This is a genomic window from Mesorhizobium sp. M0276, assembly GCF_040321755.1.
Classification (GTDB): Bacteria; Pseudomonadota; Alphaproteobacteria; order Rhizobiales; family Rhizobiaceae; genus Mesorhizobium.
The window spans coordinates 72,838-90,890 of the sequence record NZ_JAMYSC010000030.1; the positions used below are offsets into that span (position 1 = coordinate 72,838).

Here is an 18,053-nt window from a genome sequence, read left to right on the forward strand (position 1 = left end):
CATGAACAGCCTGATCGGCCAATTCGACATTTCAGACGATCGCATCAAGCAGATCGTCGCTGAGACCATCAACGGCGCCGACGACGGCGAGCTGTTTCTCGAATACAGCGAGAGCGAAGCGCTGATGTTCGACAATGGCCGGCTGAAGACCGCCAATTTCAACACCGACCAGGGGTTTGGTCTGCGTGCCGTCGCCGGCGAAGCCAGCGGTTACGCGCATTCCAGCGATCTTTCCGAGGCCTCGCTGCTGCGCGCGGCCGACGCCGTTTCAACCGTCAAGGGCGGCCATTCCGGCACGCTTGCCGCCGCACCCGCCCGCACCAACCGCCATCTCTATGGCGAGGAGAACCCTATCCCCTCGCCTTCCTTCGAGGCCAAGGCAAAGCTGCTGCAGGAGATCGACGCGTGGCTGCGCGCCGAGGATCCGCGCGTGCGCCAGGTTTCGGCCTCGCTTGCCGCCTCCTGGCAACATGTCGAGATCGTGCGCGCCGACGGCCAGGTGGTGCGCGATATCCGCCCGCTGGTCCGCATCAACGTCTCTGTCGTGGTCGGCAATGGCGACCGCCAGGAGAGCGGCTCCTACGGCATGGGTGGCCGCAAGGCCTTTGGCGAATTCCTGGTCGAAGACAGCTGGAAGCACGCCGCCAGGGAGGCGCTCCGGCAAGCGCTGGTCAATCTCGAGGCGATACCGGCGCCGGCCGGCACCTTCGACATCGTGCTGTCGAGCGGCTGGCCGGGCGTCATGCTGCACGAGGCTGTCGGCCATGGGCTGGAAGGCGACTTCAACCGCAAGAAGACTTCGGCCTTCGCCGGCCTGCTGGGCCAGCAGGTCGCCGCCAAGGGAGTGACCGTCGTTGACGACGGCACCATGCCCGAGCGGCGCGGCTCGCTCACTGTCGATGACGAAGGCACGCCTTCGGCCCGCAATGTGCTGATCGACGACGGCAAACTGGTCGGCTACATGCAGGATCGCCAGAACGCCCGGCTGATGGGCATGAAGGCGACCGGCAACGGCCGGCGTGAAGGCTATGCCCACCAGCCGATGCCGCGCATGACCAACACCTACATGACGGCAGGCGACATGGAGCCGGACGAAATCATCGCCTCGGTGAAGAACGGCATCTATGCCGTCTCCTTCGGCGGCGGCCAGGTCGACATCACCTCGGGCAAATTCGTCTTCGGCTGCACCGAGGCTTACATGATCGAGAACGGCAAGGTGACGCAGCCGATCAAGGGCGCCATGCTGATCGGCAACGGACCGGATGCTATGCACCGCGTTGCGATGATCGGCAACGACATGAAGCTCGACACCGGCATCGGCATGTGCGGCAAGGCCGGACAGGGCGTGCCGGTGGGTGTCGGCCAGCCGCATTTGCGCATGAACCAGATGACGGTGGGCGGCACGCGGGTTTGATGCGGTGGCCACTGGAGAAAAGTCCGTTGCCACCACTTCAACCGACGGTCAGGTCACACGGCCTGTTCCGGTCTTTCCCTCAACGCGGCCAGAGGATGTGTTCGGTCGCTGCCCAGCAGTGGCAAGCCGAAAACATTGAGAGAAATGGAAACGGGCGTGCTCGCGGAAGCAAGGCGTCGCCGAACCAGCGAATGATCTACCGTCGCCGTTTCGGCTTCTCCAGCAGCGCCACCGCCTCGACGTGCGGCGACCACAGGAACTGGTCGATCGGCGTCACGCTTTTCAAGGTGTAGCCACCGTCGAGCAGGATGCGCAAATCCCGCGCCAGCGTCACCGGATTGCAGGACACGGCAGCGACGTACGGCACATCCGAGCGGGCGATCTGCTTCGACTGGTCTTCGGCGCCCGCCCGCGGCGGGTCGAACACCACGCCGTCGAAGCCATTCAATTCCTTGAACGTCAGCGGCCGGCGGAACAGGTCGCGACGTTCAGCCGTCACCCGCTTCAGGCCGGTGGCGAAGCGTGACCCCCGGTCGAGCGCCGAAAGGGCTGCCGCATCACCCTCCACCGCGTGGACTTCGGATTTGGTCGCCAGCCGCAAGGCAAAGCTGCCGCAACCGGCAAAGAGATCCGCCACCCTCTTGGCACGCTTCAGATGGCCGCCGACGATATCGGCCATCGCCTGTTCGGCGGCCTCGGTGGCCTGCAGGAAGGCGCCAGGCGGAATGGCGACGGCAACGCCGCCGAACATGACCGTCGGCTTTTTTGGCTCTATGATGATCTCGTCGTCGATCGAAAGCCGCGCAAATCCCTGGGCCATGACGAAATTGGAAGCGACCCGACGCTGGTTCTCGCCCAGTTTGCCTGATTCATAGACGGCGACATCGAGGCCTGAACCGGTCACGGTGACGGTCATGCGGAACGATTTGGTGGTCGCACAGACCAATTCGGCGAGTGCCTTCAAGCGATCGAGCGCGGCGACGATCTCCGGCAGCGAGATCGGGCATTCCTCGATGGAGATGATCTCCGGCGACAGATGGCGATGGAAGCCGAGCAGCATGCCTGTGTCCGTGCGCCGGGCGGCAAGCACCACACGGCGGCGCGTGTGCGGCGCGCAGGCGACCAGTTCACCGATCTCGCAATCGATTGCTTTACCCTTCAAGGCGTGCACCACCTTTTCGCGTTTCCACTGGCGATAGGCTTCGGCTTCGAAATGCTGGAGGGCGCAGCCGCCGCATTCGGTGAAATGGCGGCAGGCGGGATCGATGCGCAACGGCGAGGCTTCCAGCACCGCCACCAGCATGGCGCGATCCCTTTCGCGCGAAGCGGTGACCGTTTCGCCGGGCAATGTGAAAGGGATGAACAGATCGCCTGTCTCGGTCTCGGCGATGCCGTCCCCCTGAGCGCCAAGTTTCCTGATGCTGAAGCGCGCGCTCATCGATCCTTGATCCCACCGAGCAAGAATTCGCGATTGCCGTCGCCGCCCTCGATCGGTGACAAATGCAGCCCCAGCGCCCGCCAGCCGGGGACGGCATCGAGCCAATCCTGCAACAGGCCGGCGACACGGGAGGCGTCGTAGGGATCTTTCAACAGACCACCCTTGCCGATCGCTTCGCGACCAGCCTCGAATTGGGGCTTGACCAGAAATATGGCCTTGGCGCCAGCCTTCGCAAGGCCAAGCGCCGGCGGCATCGCCAGTTTCAGCGAGATGAAGCTGACATCGGAGACAATGAAATCCGGTATACGACCGCCAAGATCGGCGGCGGTGAGATCGCGGGCGTTCAGGCCTTCGATCACCGTCACACGCGGGTCTCCCCCGACATCAGGGTGCACCTGACCATGCCCGACATCGATGGCGGTGACATGAGCAGCGCCGCGCTCCAGCAGGACCTGGGTAAAGCCGCCTGTCGAGGCGCCGATGTCGAGTGCCTCACAGCCGGCGGGATCGAGGCCGAAATGGTCGAGCCCGCCGATCAGCTTGAGCGCCGCGCGCGACACATAGCCTTGCGCCGGGTCGTCGATGGCGATGAGACATTGCGGCGAAACGCTCTGACCAGGCTTGCGGGCAAGGACGCCGTCGACAGTCACCGTGCCGCGTTCGACCGCGTCGCGGGCACGCGAGCGGCTGGCAAACAGCCCGCGCTGGACGAGCAGGTCGTCTAGCCGCTGGCGGGTGCTGGCTGGCAGAGGCGAATTCATCGGCCTTCATGGCGAAAGCCGACGACGATGGCAAGGGCACTGCCCGGCATTGAAGGGAAGCATGTCGCCTCCGACAATGATCTGCAAACGGCGACGCTTCGTGCTTGGGCAATCACGCGCCTCAACTTCAAGGAAGATGGGCATGACAGAAATACTCTCGTCTTAAGCCACCGGAAATTTCATGGATCGTTAACCAGTTCTCGTCGCACTTGCTTGAGGACTAAAATGTTATGACTGCGACAGCCCGCAAAACGGGATGAAGAGGCGGCAATCTTGGAAATGGCCAGCGAAATCGTCTACAAGGTGCTTGACCGGATTTCCGGCGCCGGTCTGCTGGCGACCGGACTTCTGTTGCTGACCGCTTTGGTCAGCGCCCTCGTCGCCTATTGGCGCACGGTCGAGAAAAAGAGCTGGAAAGAATTCTTCGAGTTCGCGATCCCGCACGAGGTCGTCACTCATCCCTCGGCGAGAGCCGACCTTCTGTTCTGGGTGACGAGGAAGGCCCTGATGCCGTTCCTCATGCTGCCTGCCGGCATCGTCTTCGTCAGCGCCGTCGGTTATGCGACGAACTGGCTGCTCACGACCTTCCTTCCGATCCAAGCGCCTCTGATCGACGGTCCGGCAGGACCGGTGACGGTAACGATATTCACCATCACAATGCTGCTCGCCTACGACATCTCGTATTATCTCTATCATGTCGCCCAGCATCGCTATCCGGTGCTTTGGGAACTGCACAAGGTGCACCATTCGGCCGAAGTGATGGTCGGCATAACCAAGGACCGCGTCCACCCGCTCGACGAATTGATGAACCGGGCTTGGGACGGCGTCATTCCCGGCATCTGCTTCGGCATCTGGTCGCTGGTCGCGTTGAACCTCGTCGAACTGACGATCTTCGGCGTCAACGTCTACATCATACGCAACATCCTGATGATGGATTTCGTCAGGCACACGCATTTCAAGATTTCCTTTGGGCCGCTGAACAACCTGATCTTATGCCCGCACTGGCATCAGTTGCACCACAGCACGGACCCGCGCCACTACGACAAGAACTTCGGGCTGCTCTTCTCGTTCTGGGACCGGCTGTTCGGAACGCTATGCGTTCCCAGACCGGACGAGGACTTCAAGTTCGGTTTGATCGAACGCAACGTGCGCGACTACCAGTCGCTCTCAGGCCTCTATATCCTGCCGCTGAAGCGGATTTGGCGGCTGATCGCCAGATACCTCCGCACTGAAAAGCCCGAGTCACGGCAATCGCCGCAAAGGGGCAAGCCTTGAACGGGCCTGTCGTGTGCCGGCTGCCGCAAACGCACCAGATCGAAGTCGCGACTTCGGCCGCGCGCCTGGCAGAAATAGCGCCGGCCTGGGCGGCGCTCTGGCAACGCGCCGGCGGCCTTGTTTTCCAGCATCCGGACTGGATCTCGGCCTGGTGGCGCACGACGCCGCATCAGGACCGGCGCGGCCTCAGGATCGGGTTGGTCTGGAGCGGCAAGCGCCTCGAGGCCGTCATTGCGCTTGCGACCTTCAAGCGCTCCGGTGTCCGTATCCTGGAATGGGCGGCGAAAGATCACAGCGATTATGGCGACGTGTTGCTCGCCCCCGACTGCGACCCGTTGATTCTTTCGCAGCTCTGGAAACGCATTCTCGACGATGGTGGCTTCGACCTCGTCTATCTGAATCGTTTGTTGCCGGATGCCCGATTCCACGCCCTGCTCGGTTCCGCCGTCCCAGGCCGCGGCACGATCTTGCAGCCAAACCACCGCAGCGAGATCAGCCATCGTGTCGTTGGCACCTGGCAAGGCGGCGCGCAATGGTTCGAAAGCCAATCGAAAAAAACCCGGCAAAACTACCGCCGTGGCCGCAAATTCATAGAGGAAGGCGGCAAGCTGCGCTTCCGCCTGATGGATGCGCACGAAGACCGCGAGCAGGTGCTTGAGCGCGTCGCGGCGCTGAAGCGGCTGTGGCTGGCAAAGCACGGCCGCGCTTCGGATCTCTTCGACGAAGGCTCCACCGCTCTGGCGGCACTCGTCTCCGTCCTGGCCGGGCTCGGATTGCTGCGCCTCTTCGTGCTCGAACGTGACGACGTGATCATCGCCGTCTCGATCAATTTCGAGCAGCGCGGGACGATGATGGCTTTCGTCACGACCTATGACCCCGCCTTCGAGCGGGCCTCGCCAGGCATGGTCTTGATGATGGATTATATCCAATGGTCGCTTGACCAGGGCTTGACCACGGTCGACTTTCTCTGCGGCGGCGAGGATTTCAAGCGCCGCTTTTCGACGCATTCGGTGATCTTGTCATCGGTGATGGGTGGGCGAAGCCTGCGCGGACGCCTCGCCATCTTGGCCGACCGCGCCCGCCACGCCACGGAATCATGGCGCTCCGGGAAGCCGTCGAAGCAAGCGGAGCTGGCCGAAGAATAGTCTTTTCAGATCGGCTGCATAACGGCAAGCGTCATGGAAAGGCATCTGCCGATGGACCGACACCCATCGTGCCTTCTTAAGCAACTCCAGGCCCACCGGCCTCCAATTTAGAAAATGGTTCGCGAAACCTGCCGTTCCACGGCGGGCGACAGACCGTCGTCCGGCTTGCCCGTGGCTTCCTCGCGTGGGCGTTCGCTCACGGCCGCCGGCGCTACGCCCGGCACGACCACCAGCTGCGGCACCTGCTTGTAGGAAAAGCCGCCGCGGATATCGCCCATCTTGCCGGCGACGATGCCCATGGCCGCCTTTTCGAGGCTACGATCGTAGCGCGTTTCGGCGGCGGCCGGCGCGACGATGACGGTGCAAAGCGTTACGCCGCACAGAAGCGTTTTCATTGTTGTTGTCTCCCTGCCTGATCAACGGTTTAGCAGGGCGCCGTTGAAAAACGGCCAAGAGAGACGGTAAGCGAAAAGCCAAACGGCAGCGTAAACAACGCGTTAAGGTCGTGGGCCGGCCAACTGATTCAAGTCGTTGAGACTTTAATTCAGGCGCGTTGAGCGCGAACCATATGCCCGAGCGCGACGAACACGGTGCGCACGATGCCAGCCGCGTCGAGCCCGGCATCGGCGTACATCTTTTCCGGCTTGGCGTGATCGATGAACGCGTCGGGCAGCACCAGCGGACGCACCTTCAAGCCGCTTTCCAGGAGGCCTTCGTGGGCGAGGAACTGCAGCACGTGGCTGGCAAAGCCGCCGACGGCGCCCTCCTCCACCGTCACCAGCACCTCATGCGAGCGGGCCAGCCGCCGGATCAGATCCTCGTCGAGCGGCTTGGCGAAACGGGCATCGGCGACCGTGGTGGAAAGCCCGGCGGCACCCAGCTCCTCGGCGGCGATCAGACAGTCCTGCAGTCGCGTTCCGAAGGACAGCAGCGCTACCTTGGTGCCCTCCTTGAGGATGCGGCCCTTGCCGATTTCGAGAACCGAGCCGCGTTCCGGTAGGTCGACGCCGACGCCGTTGCCGCGCGGATAGCGGAAGGCGATCGGGCCGTCATCATAGCTCGCCGCGGTACGCACCATATGGCGCAGCTCCGCCTCGTCGGCAGCGGCCATGACGACAAACCCCGGCAAGGTTGCCAGGAAGGTGGTGTCGAAAGCGCCGCAATGGGTGGCGCCGTCGGCTCCGACGAAGCCCGCCCGGTCGATAGGAAACCGCACCGGTAACTTCTGGATGGCGACGTCGTGGACGACCTGGTCGTAGGCGCGCTGCAGGAAGGTCGAATAGATCGCCGCGAACGGCTTATAGCCTTCGGTGGCAAGGCCGGCTGCGAAGGTCACCGCGTGCTGTTCGGCAATGCCGACATCGAAGGTCCGCGACGGGAATGCCTCGCCGAACAGGTCGAGGCCGGTGCCGCTCGGCATGGCGGCGGTGACGGCAACGATACGGTCGTCCTCGCGGCCTTCCCTTACCAGGCTTTCGGCGAACACCTTGGTGTAGGCAGGCGCGTTGGCGGGCGCCTTGGCCTGCGCGCCGGTGATGACATCGAATTTGTTGACGCCGTGATATTTGTCGGCGGCGGCTTCCGCCGGCGCGTAGCCCTTGCCCTTCTGAGTGACGACATGGATCAGCACCGGGCCTTCGCCATTGTCGCGGACATTTTTCAGGACCGGGATCAGATGCTCCAGATTGTGACCGTCGATCGGGCCGATGTGATAGAAACCGAGCTCCTCGAACAGCGTGCCGCCTGTAACGTAGCCGCGTGCGTGCTCGACCGCCCTTGTGATCGCGCGGTCGGCGCGTTTGCCGAGATAGGACGTCAGTTTCTTGCCGAAATCGCGCAGGCCGATATAGGCCTTGCCCGAAGCCAGACGCGCCAGATAGGCGCTCATCGCGCCGGTCGGCGGCGCGATCGACATGTCGTTGTCGTTAAGGATGACGATCAGCCGCGCATCGAGCGCGCCGGCATTGTTCATCGCCTCGTAGGCCATGCCGGCCGACATGGCGCCGTCGCCGATGACAGCGATGACATTGTTGCGGCCGCCGGAGAGATCGCGAGCTGCAGCCATGCCGAGGCCGGCCGAAATCGATGTTGAGGAGTGGGCGGCGCCGAAGGGATCGTACTCGCTCTCGGCGCGGCGGGTGAAGCCCGATAGGCCCCCTTCCTGGCGCAATGTGCGGATGCGGTCACGCCGGCCGGTCAGGATCTTGTGCGGATAGGCCTGATGGCCGACATCCCAGATCAGCCGGTCATCCGGGGTGTTGAAGACATAGTGCAGCGCCACCGTCAGCTCGACCACGCCAAGGCCGGCGCCAAGATGGCCGCCGGTGTGGGAGACGGCATCGATCAGCTCGGCGCGAAGCTCGGACGCCAATTGCGGCAGTTCGCTTTCGGCAAGCGTGCGCAGGTCGGCTGGGATGCGGACCTTGTCGAGAAGCGGCGTATGCGGCGTTGCGTTCACGGGTACTCAGGCTTTCTGTTCATTGGCGAAATAGGCCGCCGGCCGGAGAATGTAAATGCACGTCAGTGACGCGGATCGGGCTGCGGTCCTTGGTTTGATGCATGCCGTTCTCCCAGAACCGGGTCACTTTCGGGCAACATGCATCAGCTTTCCGGCAGCGGAATGAACTCTTCCTCGTCTCCGGGAACAATATCGAAACGTCGCGTCTTCCATTCGTGCTTGGCCTGCTCGATGCGTTCCTTCGACGATGAGACGAAATTCCACCAGATGTAGCGCTGCGAGCCGAGCGAAGCGCCGCCGAACAGCATGAAATGCGCGCTGGTCTGCGACGATACGACGATCTCGTCACCGGGCCGAAACACCAGCAGCCGTTCGGCCGGGAAAACGTCGCCCGAGATCGAGACCTCGCCTTCCAGTGTGTAGATGGCTCGTTCTTCCGCATCGGCGGGGATCTTCACGCTGGCGCCTGGCGCCAGGCGCAGATCGGCATAGAGTGTCTCTGTGTCGGCCCTGACCGGGGATCGCAGCCCTTGGAAATCACCAATGGCAATGCGGCCGCTAACGCCCTCGGCGTCGATCTCAGGCAACCGAAGTGCTGCGGTATTCTCGAAAATCGGGGCTACTTCTTCCTTGCCGTCCGGTAGCGCCAACCAGGTCTGCAAGCCGGAAATCGACATCGGCGCGCCGCGCATTTCTTCAGGGGTGCGCTCAGAATGGACGATGCCGCGGCCGGCGGTCATCAGGTTTACGTCACCGGGCTGGATGACCATTTCGGTGCCGAGTGAATCGCGATGCCTTATATTGCCGTCGAACAGATAGGTGACCGTCGACAGACCGATATGCGGATGCGGGCGTACGTCGAGCGCCTGGCCGGCGCGCAGGATGGCCGGGCCCATGCGGTCGAAGAAGATGAACGGGCCGACCAACCGCCTCTTGGCGGTCGGAAAGGCGCGGCGAACCTGGAAACCGCCAATATCCTTGGCGTTGGGGATGACCATCAGTTCGATCTGGTCGCTGGCGAAGGCGTCGCCGGCCTCTGGGTCTTTCCCCGGGAAGAAGCTCATGCACTCTCCTTGTCAGCGCCAGAGGCAGCCTCGACGCATCAGGCAAACCGGATCGCCGATTTCGCCCTTAGTTTGGCCGCCACTTCCTCGCGATTGCGAGGATGCTGATGGGTTTCGAGTGAATCGAGCAGTTCGCGCGCCGATGCCGCGATGGCTTCGACCGCGTGGTCGAAGGCATGCTGATTCTGCTTCGAAGGCCGCGTCGTTCCGCTCAGCTTGCGGACAAACTGAAGTGCCGCGTCGCGGACTTCGTCATTGGTCGCGGGCGGATCAAAATTGAACAGGGTCTTGATGTTTCTGCACATCGCTTCCGTATCTCCTCTTGTCCTGAGCCGTTTCAATCAAGACGAACTCTATGCTCAATCATGATCGTGTCCAAAAGTCGGTGAGACGGCTGCGTGCCTCAGTCCGCGTCGAGCGGCTCCGTTCCAACCGGCTTGCCGTCACGCGACAGCCTGATCTTCTCGACCTTGTCCTCGGCTGCCTTCAGCAGCCGGTCGCAATGCGCCTTCAGCGCTTCGCCGCGCTCATAGATCTTGATCGACTGATCGAGCGGCACGTCGCCACGCTCAAGATCATCGACGATCTTTTCCAGCGCGTCGAGTGCCTGTTCGAAGCTCATCGCCTTGACATCTTCGTTGATCTCACCGGCCATCATTTCATCCTTTCATCAGTCGCCCGACATGGGCGGCGACCGAAAATGCCAATCCCTGCAGATCGTAGCCACCCTCGAGCAGGCTGACGAGCCGGTCGCCGCTGTGACGCGCGGCGCGCTGCATCAGCTGGCCGGTCGCCCAGTCGAAATCGTCCTCGGTCAGGTTGATCTCGGCCAGCGGATCGCGGTGATGTGCGTCGAACCCGGCCGAAATGATGATCAGGTCGGGCGCGAAATTGTCGAGCGCCGGCAGCACGCGCGAGAGGAAGGCATCGCGAAACACCTCGCTGCCGGTCTGCGGCGCCAGCGGTACGTTGACGATGTTGCCGGCACCGGTTTCGTTCCTCGCACCGGTGCCGGGGTAGAGCGGCATCTGGTGCGTCGAACAATAGAGCACCGACGGATCGTCCCAGAAAATATCCTGCGTGCCGTTGCCGTGATGCACGTCCCAGTCGACGACGGCAACACGCTCGATACCATGCTTCTTCTGCGCATAACGCGCCGCGATCGCCGCCGTATTGAACAGACAAAAACCCATCGCCGTGGTTTTTTCGGCATGGTGGCCGGGCGGCCGCGCCGCGACGAAGACATTGTCGGCGCGGCCTGCAAAGACGTCGTCGACGGCGGCGTTGGCCGCACCGATTGCGGTGATCGCCGCCTGCCAGCTCTTCGGGCTGGCGGTGGTGTCAGCGTCGATGCGGGCGATTCCCTCGTCGGGAATGGCGGCGCGCACGCGGGCGACGAAATCGGCGGGATGAGCATAGAGGATGGTGGCCTCGTCGCCTTCCGGCGCCTGGATACGATCGAGCGCGGCAAAAGCCTCGTCATCCAGCACGCGCTCGATGGCGCGCAAGCGGTCCGGCCGCTCGGGATGGCCGGGCGGCGTGAGGTGCTCAAGGAAGATCGGATGGGTATAGAGACGGGTAGCCATCGTCCTAATCTAGTGACCCGGATCGACAAAGGCCATGCACGGGCGGCCGATGACTGGGGAAAATCGCGCCTGCGTCCATTCGCGTCGCTGCAGGCATTGGCGTCGTCCGCGCTTCGGCGTAAGGTCCGTGACACTGCTTGGTGCCCGCCGCAAGCGGGAGAATCGGGAACACGGTTGAATTCCGTGGCGTGCCCAACGCTGTAAGGGGGACCGCGCCGGTATATGCCACTGTCGATGACGGGAAGGCACCGGACGCGGGTTGATCCCGAGCCAGAAGACCGGCCTGGCAGGCATCGTCATGCGCATGGTCAGGCGGATGGCATCGATTGCAATCGCAAGGGGACAAGCGATGCCGGAACACATGACCGCTGCTGTTGGCGATGGATTTGAGCAGAATGCGCGCGATGCGGTGTATCGCGCCATGTTCACGCGGCGCGACGTCCGCAGCCATTTCCTGCCCACCGGGCTCGACGATGAGGTGCTGGCGCGGCTGCTGCTTGCCGCCCATCACGCGCCGTCGGTCGGCTTCATGCAGCCTTGGAACTTCATCGTCATTCGCGATGCCGAGCGACGGGAAAAGGTGCGCGACCTGTTCCTGGCGGCGCGCCAGCAGGAATTGCCGGCCATTGCGGAAGAGCGGCAGGCGCTTTACCGCAAGCTCAAGCTGGAAGGCATTTGCGAAAGCGCGCTCAACATCTGCATCACCTGCGATCGCGAGCGTTCGAAGGGTTCGCCACTGGGACGCTCGCACAATCCGGAGATGGACCTCTACAGCACGGTCTGCGCGGTGCAGAATTTCTGGCTGGCGGCGCGCGCCGAAGGCGTCGGTGTCGGCTGGGTCAGCATCATCGAGGCGCAAGCGCTGAAAGGCCTGCTGTCAATTCCGGAGCATGTGACCCCGGTCGCCTATCTCTGCGTCGGCCGCGTCTCGGAGTTCGCGCCAAAACCTGACCTTGAAACGCATGGCTGGGGACGGCGGCTGCCGCTGCCGGAACTGATCATGAGCGAGACGTATTCCGGGCAAGGCGAAGGGTTGCTCAAATCGACCGTGGCGCGCCTCAACACCGTTGCTGCCATACCGGCGAGCCTCGCCGATCAGATTGTCGCGCCGGCCGGGCCCCAACGCGAGCCGCCGAAGGACGCCAGCGCCTTGTCCCTAAGCTCCCTGAACTTCGATGACACCTCGGCCAACCGGGCATCCCAGGCGGGATCAGGCACCTGGCCGGCGATGGTCTTGAAATAGACCTGCATCAGGCAAGCGATGGCGAAGGGCTCGATGAAGGCCGCCTTGAAGGCCCAGGCGAAGACGATGGCGAGCACGAAAGCCCAGCCCGCCAATTGCCCTGGCATCAGGAAAAGAATGGCGGCGGCCGGCGCCAGCATCAGCAGGAAGATGACGAAGGATACGCCCCACATGATGACCGCCAGCCAGACGGCGTTCTTGACCATGACCTTGCCGTTCTGGGCATAGAGCACGACGCCCTGGCGCGCCGTCTCGAACGGCGATGACGAATTGATGCGTATGTTGTAGCCGAGGATGATCTCGTCGACATAGGTCAGCGACAGGCGGATCACCGTGTTGATGAAGGAGACCAAGCCGCTCAGGCCCGGGATCGGCAGGAAGGCGGCGATGCCGCCGAGCAGGCCGGTGATGGCGCGGATAGCGCCCTTGACCAGCTGGTCGACGACGAAAAGGATATTGGCCTCGGCAAAACGCTGGGTCACGATATCCTTGGCGTAGGCGATCTGGTCCTGGCCGCCGGGAATGTCGCGGCCGTCGATCAGATGGACCATCACGGCGATATGGCCGGCCTTGACGACATAGAGGATGTATTCGCGGATCCAGTAAACAGCGATCGAGACGACGCCGAAACCGACCACCCCGCCCCACAGGGCAAAGGACAGCGGCCCGTCGGGATCGGTGGAGATATGGCCGACGCCATAGCCGACGGAGGCGCCCGTGCCGGTCGCCATGATGTAGGCCAGCGTGATGCCGAAATAGACGATCATACGAAAGACAATGAAGGGCCATGTCCGCATCATGATGGACACCGACCTGCCGATATCGAAATCCCACATGCCCCGAATCTCCCCCTCAGAGGTGGTGAAAGAGGATGGACCCAACCCGGCGATTGTCAATTGCCGGCCGCGGCGCCGGGCCACCGATGGGATTTCAGTTCGGTTGCGAACCTGGCCTTTTGAGTAGGCCTTCGAGCAGTTGCTTGAACGCCACCACCACCTTCTTCGACGTCGCTTCGGGGTCGTTCGAATTGGCGATCCGTTGCGCCGCCTGGCTGCTCGCGCCGTTGATCAGCCGCGAGGCAGTTTCAGGGTCGAGGCTGGAGACGACGACCCCCTCCTCCTGAAGCGCCGTCAGATGGCCGGTCATTGAAGCGATGCACGCATTGGCGTTCGGCCATTGTGCCGGATCGCCCAGAACGGCCGGGCCATCCCGGAACATGATGCGCTGGATTTCCGGCTCCAGCGCCATCTCGATATAGGTCGAACATTCGTCGACGAACTGCTGCCAACGGGTCGGCGCTCTCGACGCGACCTCATCGATGCGCGCCGCCATCTCCCCGTCGATTTCGGCGATAACCGCCTGCAGCAGGCCCTTCTTGTCGCCGAAGTGATGATAAAGCGCGCCGCGCGTCAGTCCGGCTGAGGCGGTGAAGTCATCCATCGAGGCCTCCGAATAGCCGATCGTGCCGAAGGCATGGCGGGCGGCCGCGATCAATTTGGCGCGTGTCTCGGCGATCATCTCCTTGCGAGGCTTGTGCATGGCTACTGGCCCTATTCACATACGCATCGTATGCCAATTGACATACGTCGCGTATGCGCTATTTGATATTCATACGCACCGTATGTAAATGTCGAATCGTGCTTTGTCGAGGAACCAACCCATGCAAAATCCCTATTCGGAGATCTTTCGTGCCCCTGGAACCAAGGGCTTTGCCGCCGCGGGCTTCATAGCGCGTCTGCCGATCGCCATGGCGCCAATCGGCATCGTGGCAATGCTGTCGCAGACGCGCGGAGAATATTGGCTGGCCGGCGCCGTCGCCGCGACATTCGCGCTCGCCAACGCTTTCCTGGCGCCGCAGATATCGAGACTGGTGGATCGCCTTGGCCAGACGCGGATCGTAGTGCCCACCACCATCATTTCGGTGCTGGCTTTCGTCGTATTGGTTGCGGCCGCCAATCAAGACTGGCCGGTGTGGATGCTGTTCGTGTCGGCACTGCTGGCGGCGGCGATGCCCAGCATCCCGGCAATGGTGCGCGCGCGCTGGACCGAGATTTTTCGCGGGCGGCCTCAGATGAACACCGCGTTCGCCTTCGAGTCGGCGGCCGACGAACTGGTCTACATAGCGGGTGCATCGCTGTCGGTGGGCCTGAGTGCCGCGCTGTTCCCGGAAGCGGGCATGGTGGCGAGCACGTTATTTCTCGCATTCGGATCGATCGCCTTCATCCTGCAACGCTCGACCGAGCCGCAAGTGCGACCGGTGGAACAGGGCTCTGGCGGCTCCGCAATCCGCCTGCGACCGGTTCAGATCATCACCTTCGCCCTGATCTTCGTCGGCGCAACCTTCGCGACGACGGAAGTGAGCACCGTCGCGATCACCAAGGAGCTTGGGCAACCGGCGGCCGCCAGCTTGGTCATCGGCGTCTATGCGCTCGGGTCGTTCGTACTGGGCATCATCGTCGGCGCGCTCAACCTGCAAGCACCGCTGCAACGCCAGTTGGCCATCGCAGTCGCCCTCGTCGCGCTTGGCACGCTGCTGCCGCTTACCGCCGACACGGTGCCTCTGCTGGCATTGACCGTGTTCATCAGCGGCGTTGCGATCTCGCCGACCTTCATAACCGCCTTCGGCCTGATTGAACGACACGTGCCGGAAGCAATGCTGACCGAAGGCATCACCTGGGTGATGACCGGCATCGGCATCGGCATGGCTCTTGGTTCCTTCGCCGCCGGTGCGGTGGTGGACGCATTCGGCGCTCAGAACGGGTTCTGGGTCTCGGTTGCTTCAGGCACAATCGCGCTGGCCACGGTGCTGCTTGGCCAGCGCAGCCTTGCTACGCGAGAATGTGACATGGACGGGTGCGAAACCGCCGCCATTCCTGCGGAATGATCGACGGGCCTGGGTTAAGGCCGGGAGCTACCGGCCAGCGCTCAGAGAATCTCGGTCTTGGCGATATGGATGCCAAAACCTTCGAGGCCGACATAGTGGCGTTCGCGCGAGGCGATCAGGTTGATCGAGGAAATGCCGAGATCCTTAAGGATCTGCGCGCCGAGCCCGATCTCGCGCCACTCGTTTTCGCGGCGGCGGGCCTCTTCGTGATCCTCGCGGTCGCCGCTCGCCGGCCGCTTGCGCTCCTGATGGGCGACGCCGACAGAGCCTTCGCGCAGATAGACGATAACGCCGCGCCTGCGCTCGCCCATCGCCTTCATGATGGCGTCGAGCCGATGGCTGGTGCCGAAGACATCCGTCACCACATCCTCGGAATGCAGACGCACCGGCACGTCCTCGCCGTCACGGATGTCGCCGAAGACGATGGCAACGTGATGCATGGAGTCCCAGGGCAGCGTGTAGGTAAAGACCTGCGCCTTGCCGCCGAGCGTGTCGATTTCCGAGCAGGCGACGCGCTCGACCAGCGTTTCCTTGCGCTGCCGATATCCTATGAGGTCGGCGACCGAAACCTGCTTCAGGCCATGCTCCTCGGCAAAGGCCGCGACCTGCGGGCCGCGCTTGACGGTGCCGTCGTCATTGACCAGTTCGGAAATGACGCCGATCGGCGGCAGGCCGGCGAGCTTGCACAAATCGACCGCCGCTTCGGTATGACCCGAACGCATCAGCACGCCGCCCTCGCGCGCGATCAGCGGAAAGATGTGGCCTGGGCGGACGAAATCGGAGGCGCCGACATTGCCGTTGGCGAGGTTGCGCACGGTCAGCGTGCGGTCGTCGGCCGAAATGCCCGTGGTGGTGCCATGCTTGAAATCGACGCTGACCGTGAAAGCGGTGGTGTGGGCCGAATCATTGTCGGCGACCATCGGCGCAAGGTTCAGCCGCTTGGCTTCCTCGCGCGGCATCGGCGTGCAGACGATGCCGGAGGTATGGCGAACGATGAACGCCATCTTTTCCGGCGTGCAATGGACGGCGGCAACAATCAGGTCGCCCTCGTTCTCGCGCCCGTCATCGTCCATGACGACGACGATCTCGCCGCGTTCGAAAGCGCGCAGGGCTTCGACGATTTTCTTCTGGTCGTAAGGCATAAGTGCTCGCTTCGCTCGCAGGGAATAGGGAGTAGGGCAGTACGGGAGTAGGGAAAAGCAAAAAGATTTGGCTGGCCGGGCTAAGAGCGCAACATAGTCCCCTATTCCCCTATTCCCCTTCCCGTCTGTCCTCGATGCCGCAGATAATGATCGGCAAGGGCGCAAGCAACCATCGCCTCGCCGATCGGCACGGCACGGATGCCAACGCATGGATCGTGGCGGCCCTTGGTCATGATCTCGACGTCGTGGCCGTCCTTGTCGATCGATCTTCGCGGCGTCAGGATCGAGGAGGTCGGCTTGACGGCGAAACGGGCGACGATCGCCTGGCCGGTCGAGATGCCGCCAAGGATACCGCCGGCATTGTTGGACAGGAACACCGGCTTGCCATCATTGCCCATGCGCATCTCGTCGGCATTCTGCTCGCCGGTGATGCGGGCGGCCTCAAAGCCGTTGCCGATCTCGACGCCCTTGACCGCGTTGATCGACATCAGGCCAGACGCGATGTCCTGGTCGAGCTTGGCATAGATCGGCGCTCCGAGGCCTGCCGGAACGCCGTCGGCGACGATCTCGATCACCGCACCGACCGAGGAGCCCGCCTTGCGGATGCCGTCGAGATATCTAGTGAAGACGGGAACGGAAGCCGGATCGGGGGTGAAGAACGGATTTTCCGCGTCGCCGATGAAATTCCAGTTCCAGTTGGCGCGGTCGATGGATTTTTCGCCCATCGACACCAGCGCGCCACGCACCACCATGCCGGGCACAACCTTGCGCGCCAAGGCACCGGCTGCCACCCGCGCCGCCGTCTCGCGGGCCGAGGAGCGGCCGCCGCCACGATAATCGCGCACGCCGTATTTGACGTCATAAGTGTAATCGGCATGGCCCGGCCGGTATTGGCGGGCGATCTCGCCATAATCCTTCGAGCGCTGGTCGACATTCTCGATCAGCATCGACACCGGCGTGCCGGTCGTGATCATCGTCTCGCCGTCCTCGTCGAGGATGAAGCCGGACAGCACCTTCACTTCATCTGGTTCGCGACGCTGCGTCACGAAACGTGACTGTCCCGGCCGACGCTTGTCGAGTTCAGCCTGAATCTCGGCTTGGGTGAAGCGGATGCCGGGCGGACAACCATCGACGACGCAGCCGAGCGACGGGCCATGGCTTTCACCCCAGGTGGTGACGCGGAAAAGGTGGCCGAACGTGTTGTGAGACATAGATTGACCCTGCCCGGCAGCGGAGCCGGCTTGACGCATGACCCCGAAATCGAAGCGATGTTCGGAAAGGATCATGCGCAATCAAAAGTGCTACAGCGTCCTTTCCGCATCCATGAGGACGCGCGGCGCTGTAGTCTGCTTCTATTGGCGTTTTTCACAGGGGTCAAACTGTGATCTGGCGGATTTAGTTTTGACACATTCGGTTGGTTTCTGCTCTGCTCCATCGGCCGTTGAACGCCCGCCGCCATGCCGGTGCAATGACAAAGAGGAACGACTATGCGTACCCTGATTGGCGCCATTGCCGCCACACTGCTGCTTTCAACCGCTGCTTTCGCTGGCCAGACCGAAGGTTTGATCAAGAAGGTCGACAAGGACGCGCTGACGCTGACGTTGGATGACGGCAAGTCCTACAAGCTGAATGCCGAGACCGAT

Annotated in this window: 17 protein-coding genes, 1 pseudogene and 1 riboswitch; of the genes and pseudogenes, 6 read left to right on the forward strand and 12 right to left on the reverse strand. The window is 62.8% G+C overall.

Going from position 1 to position 18,053, the window contains the following annotated elements:
- The first annotated feature begins 1 nt into the window (after position 1).
- Positions 2-1,414 (forward strand): metalloprotease TldD, encoded by a 1,413-nt coding sequence (gene tldD / locus NKJ01_RS22840; protein WP_352731160.1) that lies wholly within the window; start codon positions 2-4, stop codon positions 1,412-1,414.
- 196 nt (positions 1,415-1,610) lie between these two features.
- On the opposite strand, the gene NKJ01_RS22845 is transcribed toward tldD, so the two are convergent.
- Positions 1,611-2,852 (reverse strand): class I SAM-dependent RNA methyltransferase, encoded by a 1,242-nt coding sequence (locus NKJ01_RS22845; protein ID WP_352731162.1) that lies wholly within the window; start codon positions 2,850-2,852, stop codon positions 1,611-1,613.
- On the reverse strand, positions 2,849-3,613 hold the full coding sequence (locus NKJ01_RS22850; protein ID WP_352731163.1) for a TlyA family RNA methyltransferase: 765 nt from the start codon (positions 3,611-3,613) through the stop codon (positions 2,849-2,851). The genes NKJ01_RS22845 and NKJ01_RS22850 overlap by 4 nt, the downstream gene beginning before the upstream one ends.
- Positions 3,614-3,892: 279 nt before the next feature.
- On the opposite strand from NKJ01_RS22850, the gene NKJ01_RS22855 reads away from it, so the two are divergent.
- Positions 3,893-4,888, forward strand: coding sequence for a sterol desaturase family protein (locus NKJ01_RS22855; RefSeq protein WP_352608986.1), 996 nt, complete (start codon positions 3,893-3,895; stop codon positions 4,886-4,888).
- Positions 4,885-6,033 carry a GNAT family N-acetyltransferase gene (locus NKJ01_RS22860; RefSeq protein ID WP_352731164.1) on the forward strand — a complete coding sequence of 383 codons (1,149 nt, stop codon included), beginning with the start codon at positions 4,885-4,887 and terminating at the stop codon, positions 6,031-6,033. Before NKJ01_RS22855 ends, NKJ01_RS22860 begins: the two co-directional genes overlap by 4 nt.
- 107 nt (positions 6,034-6,140) lie before the next feature.
- Here the strand turns inward: NKJ01_RS22860 and NKJ01_RS22865 are convergent, their stop codons facing one another.
- The 6 genes from NKJ01_RS22865 to NKJ01_RS22890 form a co-directional block, all read right to left on the reverse strand.
- Complete coding sequence (locus tag NKJ01_RS22865) at positions 6,141-6,428, reverse strand: hypothetical protein (RefSeq protein WP_352731165.1); 288 nt, start codon at positions 6,426-6,428, stop codon at positions 6,141-6,143.
- A gap of 149 nt (positions 6,429-6,577) precedes the next feature.
- The gene (gene dxs, locus NKJ01_RS22870; RefSeq protein ID WP_352731166.1) at positions 6,578-8,491 is read right to left on the reverse strand and encodes a 1-deoxy-D-xylulose-5-phosphate synthase; all 1,914 of its coding nucleotides are present in this window, start codon (positions 8,489-8,491) and stop codon (positions 6,578-6,580) included.
- A gap of 143 nt (positions 8,492-8,634) precedes the next feature.
- Positions 8,635-9,555 (reverse strand): pirin family protein, encoded by a 921-nt coding sequence (locus tag NKJ01_RS22875; RefSeq protein ID WP_352731167.1) that lies wholly within the window; start codon positions 9,553-9,555, stop codon positions 8,635-8,637.
- Between the two features lie 38 nt (positions 9,556-9,593).
- Positions 9,594-9,860 carry a DUF2277 domain-containing protein gene (locus tag NKJ01_RS22880; RefSeq protein WP_023759114.1) on the reverse strand — a complete coding sequence of 89 codons (267 nt, stop codon included), beginning with the start codon at positions 9,858-9,860 and terminating at the stop codon, positions 9,594-9,596.
- A 98-nt stretch (positions 9,861-9,958) separates the two neighbouring features.
- A complete protein-coding gene (locus tag NKJ01_RS22885) occupies positions 9,959-10,210 on the reverse strand; it encodes an exodeoxyribonuclease VII small subunit (RefSeq protein ID WP_352731168.1) in 252 nt (83 codons plus the stop codon).
- A 4-nt stretch (positions 10,211-10,214) separates the two neighbouring features.
- A complete protein-coding gene (locus tag NKJ01_RS22890; protein ID WP_023759112.1) occupies positions 10,215-11,141 on the reverse strand; it encodes a histone deacetylase family protein in 927 nt (308 codons plus the stop codon).
- A 121-nt stretch (positions 11,142-11,262) separates the two neighbouring features.
- Positions 11,263-11,442: riboswitch (cobalamin riboswitch) on the forward strand.
- 60 nt (positions 11,443-11,502) lie between these two features.
- Between NKJ01_RS22890 and bluB the strand changes: the two are divergent.
- Positions 11,503-12,120: pseudogene (bluB, locus tag NKJ01_RS22895) on the forward strand (5,6-dimethylbenzimidazole synthase); the annotation flags it as partial.
- A 116-nt stretch (positions 12,121-12,236) separates the two neighbouring features.
- Here the strand turns inward: bluB and NKJ01_RS22900 are convergent.
- On the reverse strand, positions 12,237-13,220 hold the full coding sequence (locus NKJ01_RS22900; RefSeq protein WP_352731171.1) for a hypothetical protein: 984 nt from the start codon (positions 13,218-13,220) through the stop codon (positions 12,237-12,239).
- 94 nt (positions 13,221-13,314) lie between these two features.
- A complete protein-coding gene (locus NKJ01_RS22905) occupies positions 13,315-13,923 on the reverse strand; it encodes a TetR/AcrR family transcriptional regulator (RefSeq protein ID WP_352731172.1) in 609 nt (202 codons plus the stop codon).
- A gap of 121 nt (positions 13,924-14,044) precedes the next feature.
- On the opposite strand from NKJ01_RS22905, the gene NKJ01_RS22910 reads away from it, so the two are divergent.
- A complete protein-coding gene (locus tag NKJ01_RS22910; protein WP_352731174.1) occupies positions 14,045-15,268 on the forward strand; it encodes an MFS transporter in 1,224 nt (407 codons plus the stop codon).
- A 41-nt stretch (positions 15,269-15,309) separates the two neighbouring features.
- Here the strand turns inward: NKJ01_RS22910 and ribB are convergent, their stop codons facing one another.
- On the reverse strand, positions 15,310-16,410 hold the full coding sequence (gene ribB, locus NKJ01_RS22915; protein ID WP_352487348.1) for a 3,4-dihydroxy-2-butanone-4-phosphate synthase: 1,101 nt from the start codon (positions 16,408-16,410) through the stop codon (positions 15,310-15,312).
- Between the two features lie 101 nt (positions 16,411-16,511).
- The gene (gene aroC, locus NKJ01_RS22920; protein ID WP_352731176.1) at positions 16,512-17,621 is read right to left on the reverse strand and encodes a chorismate synthase; all 1,110 of its coding nucleotides are present in this window, start codon (positions 17,619-17,621) and stop codon (positions 16,512-16,514) included.
- Positions 17,622-17,897: 276 nt separating this feature from the next.
- On the opposite strand from aroC, the gene NKJ01_RS22925 reads away from it, so the two are divergent.
- Positions 17,898-18,053 (forward strand): DUF1344 domain-containing protein (locus NKJ01_RS22925; protein WP_352731179.1); only part of this gene is annotated, 156 nt, incomplete at its 3' end.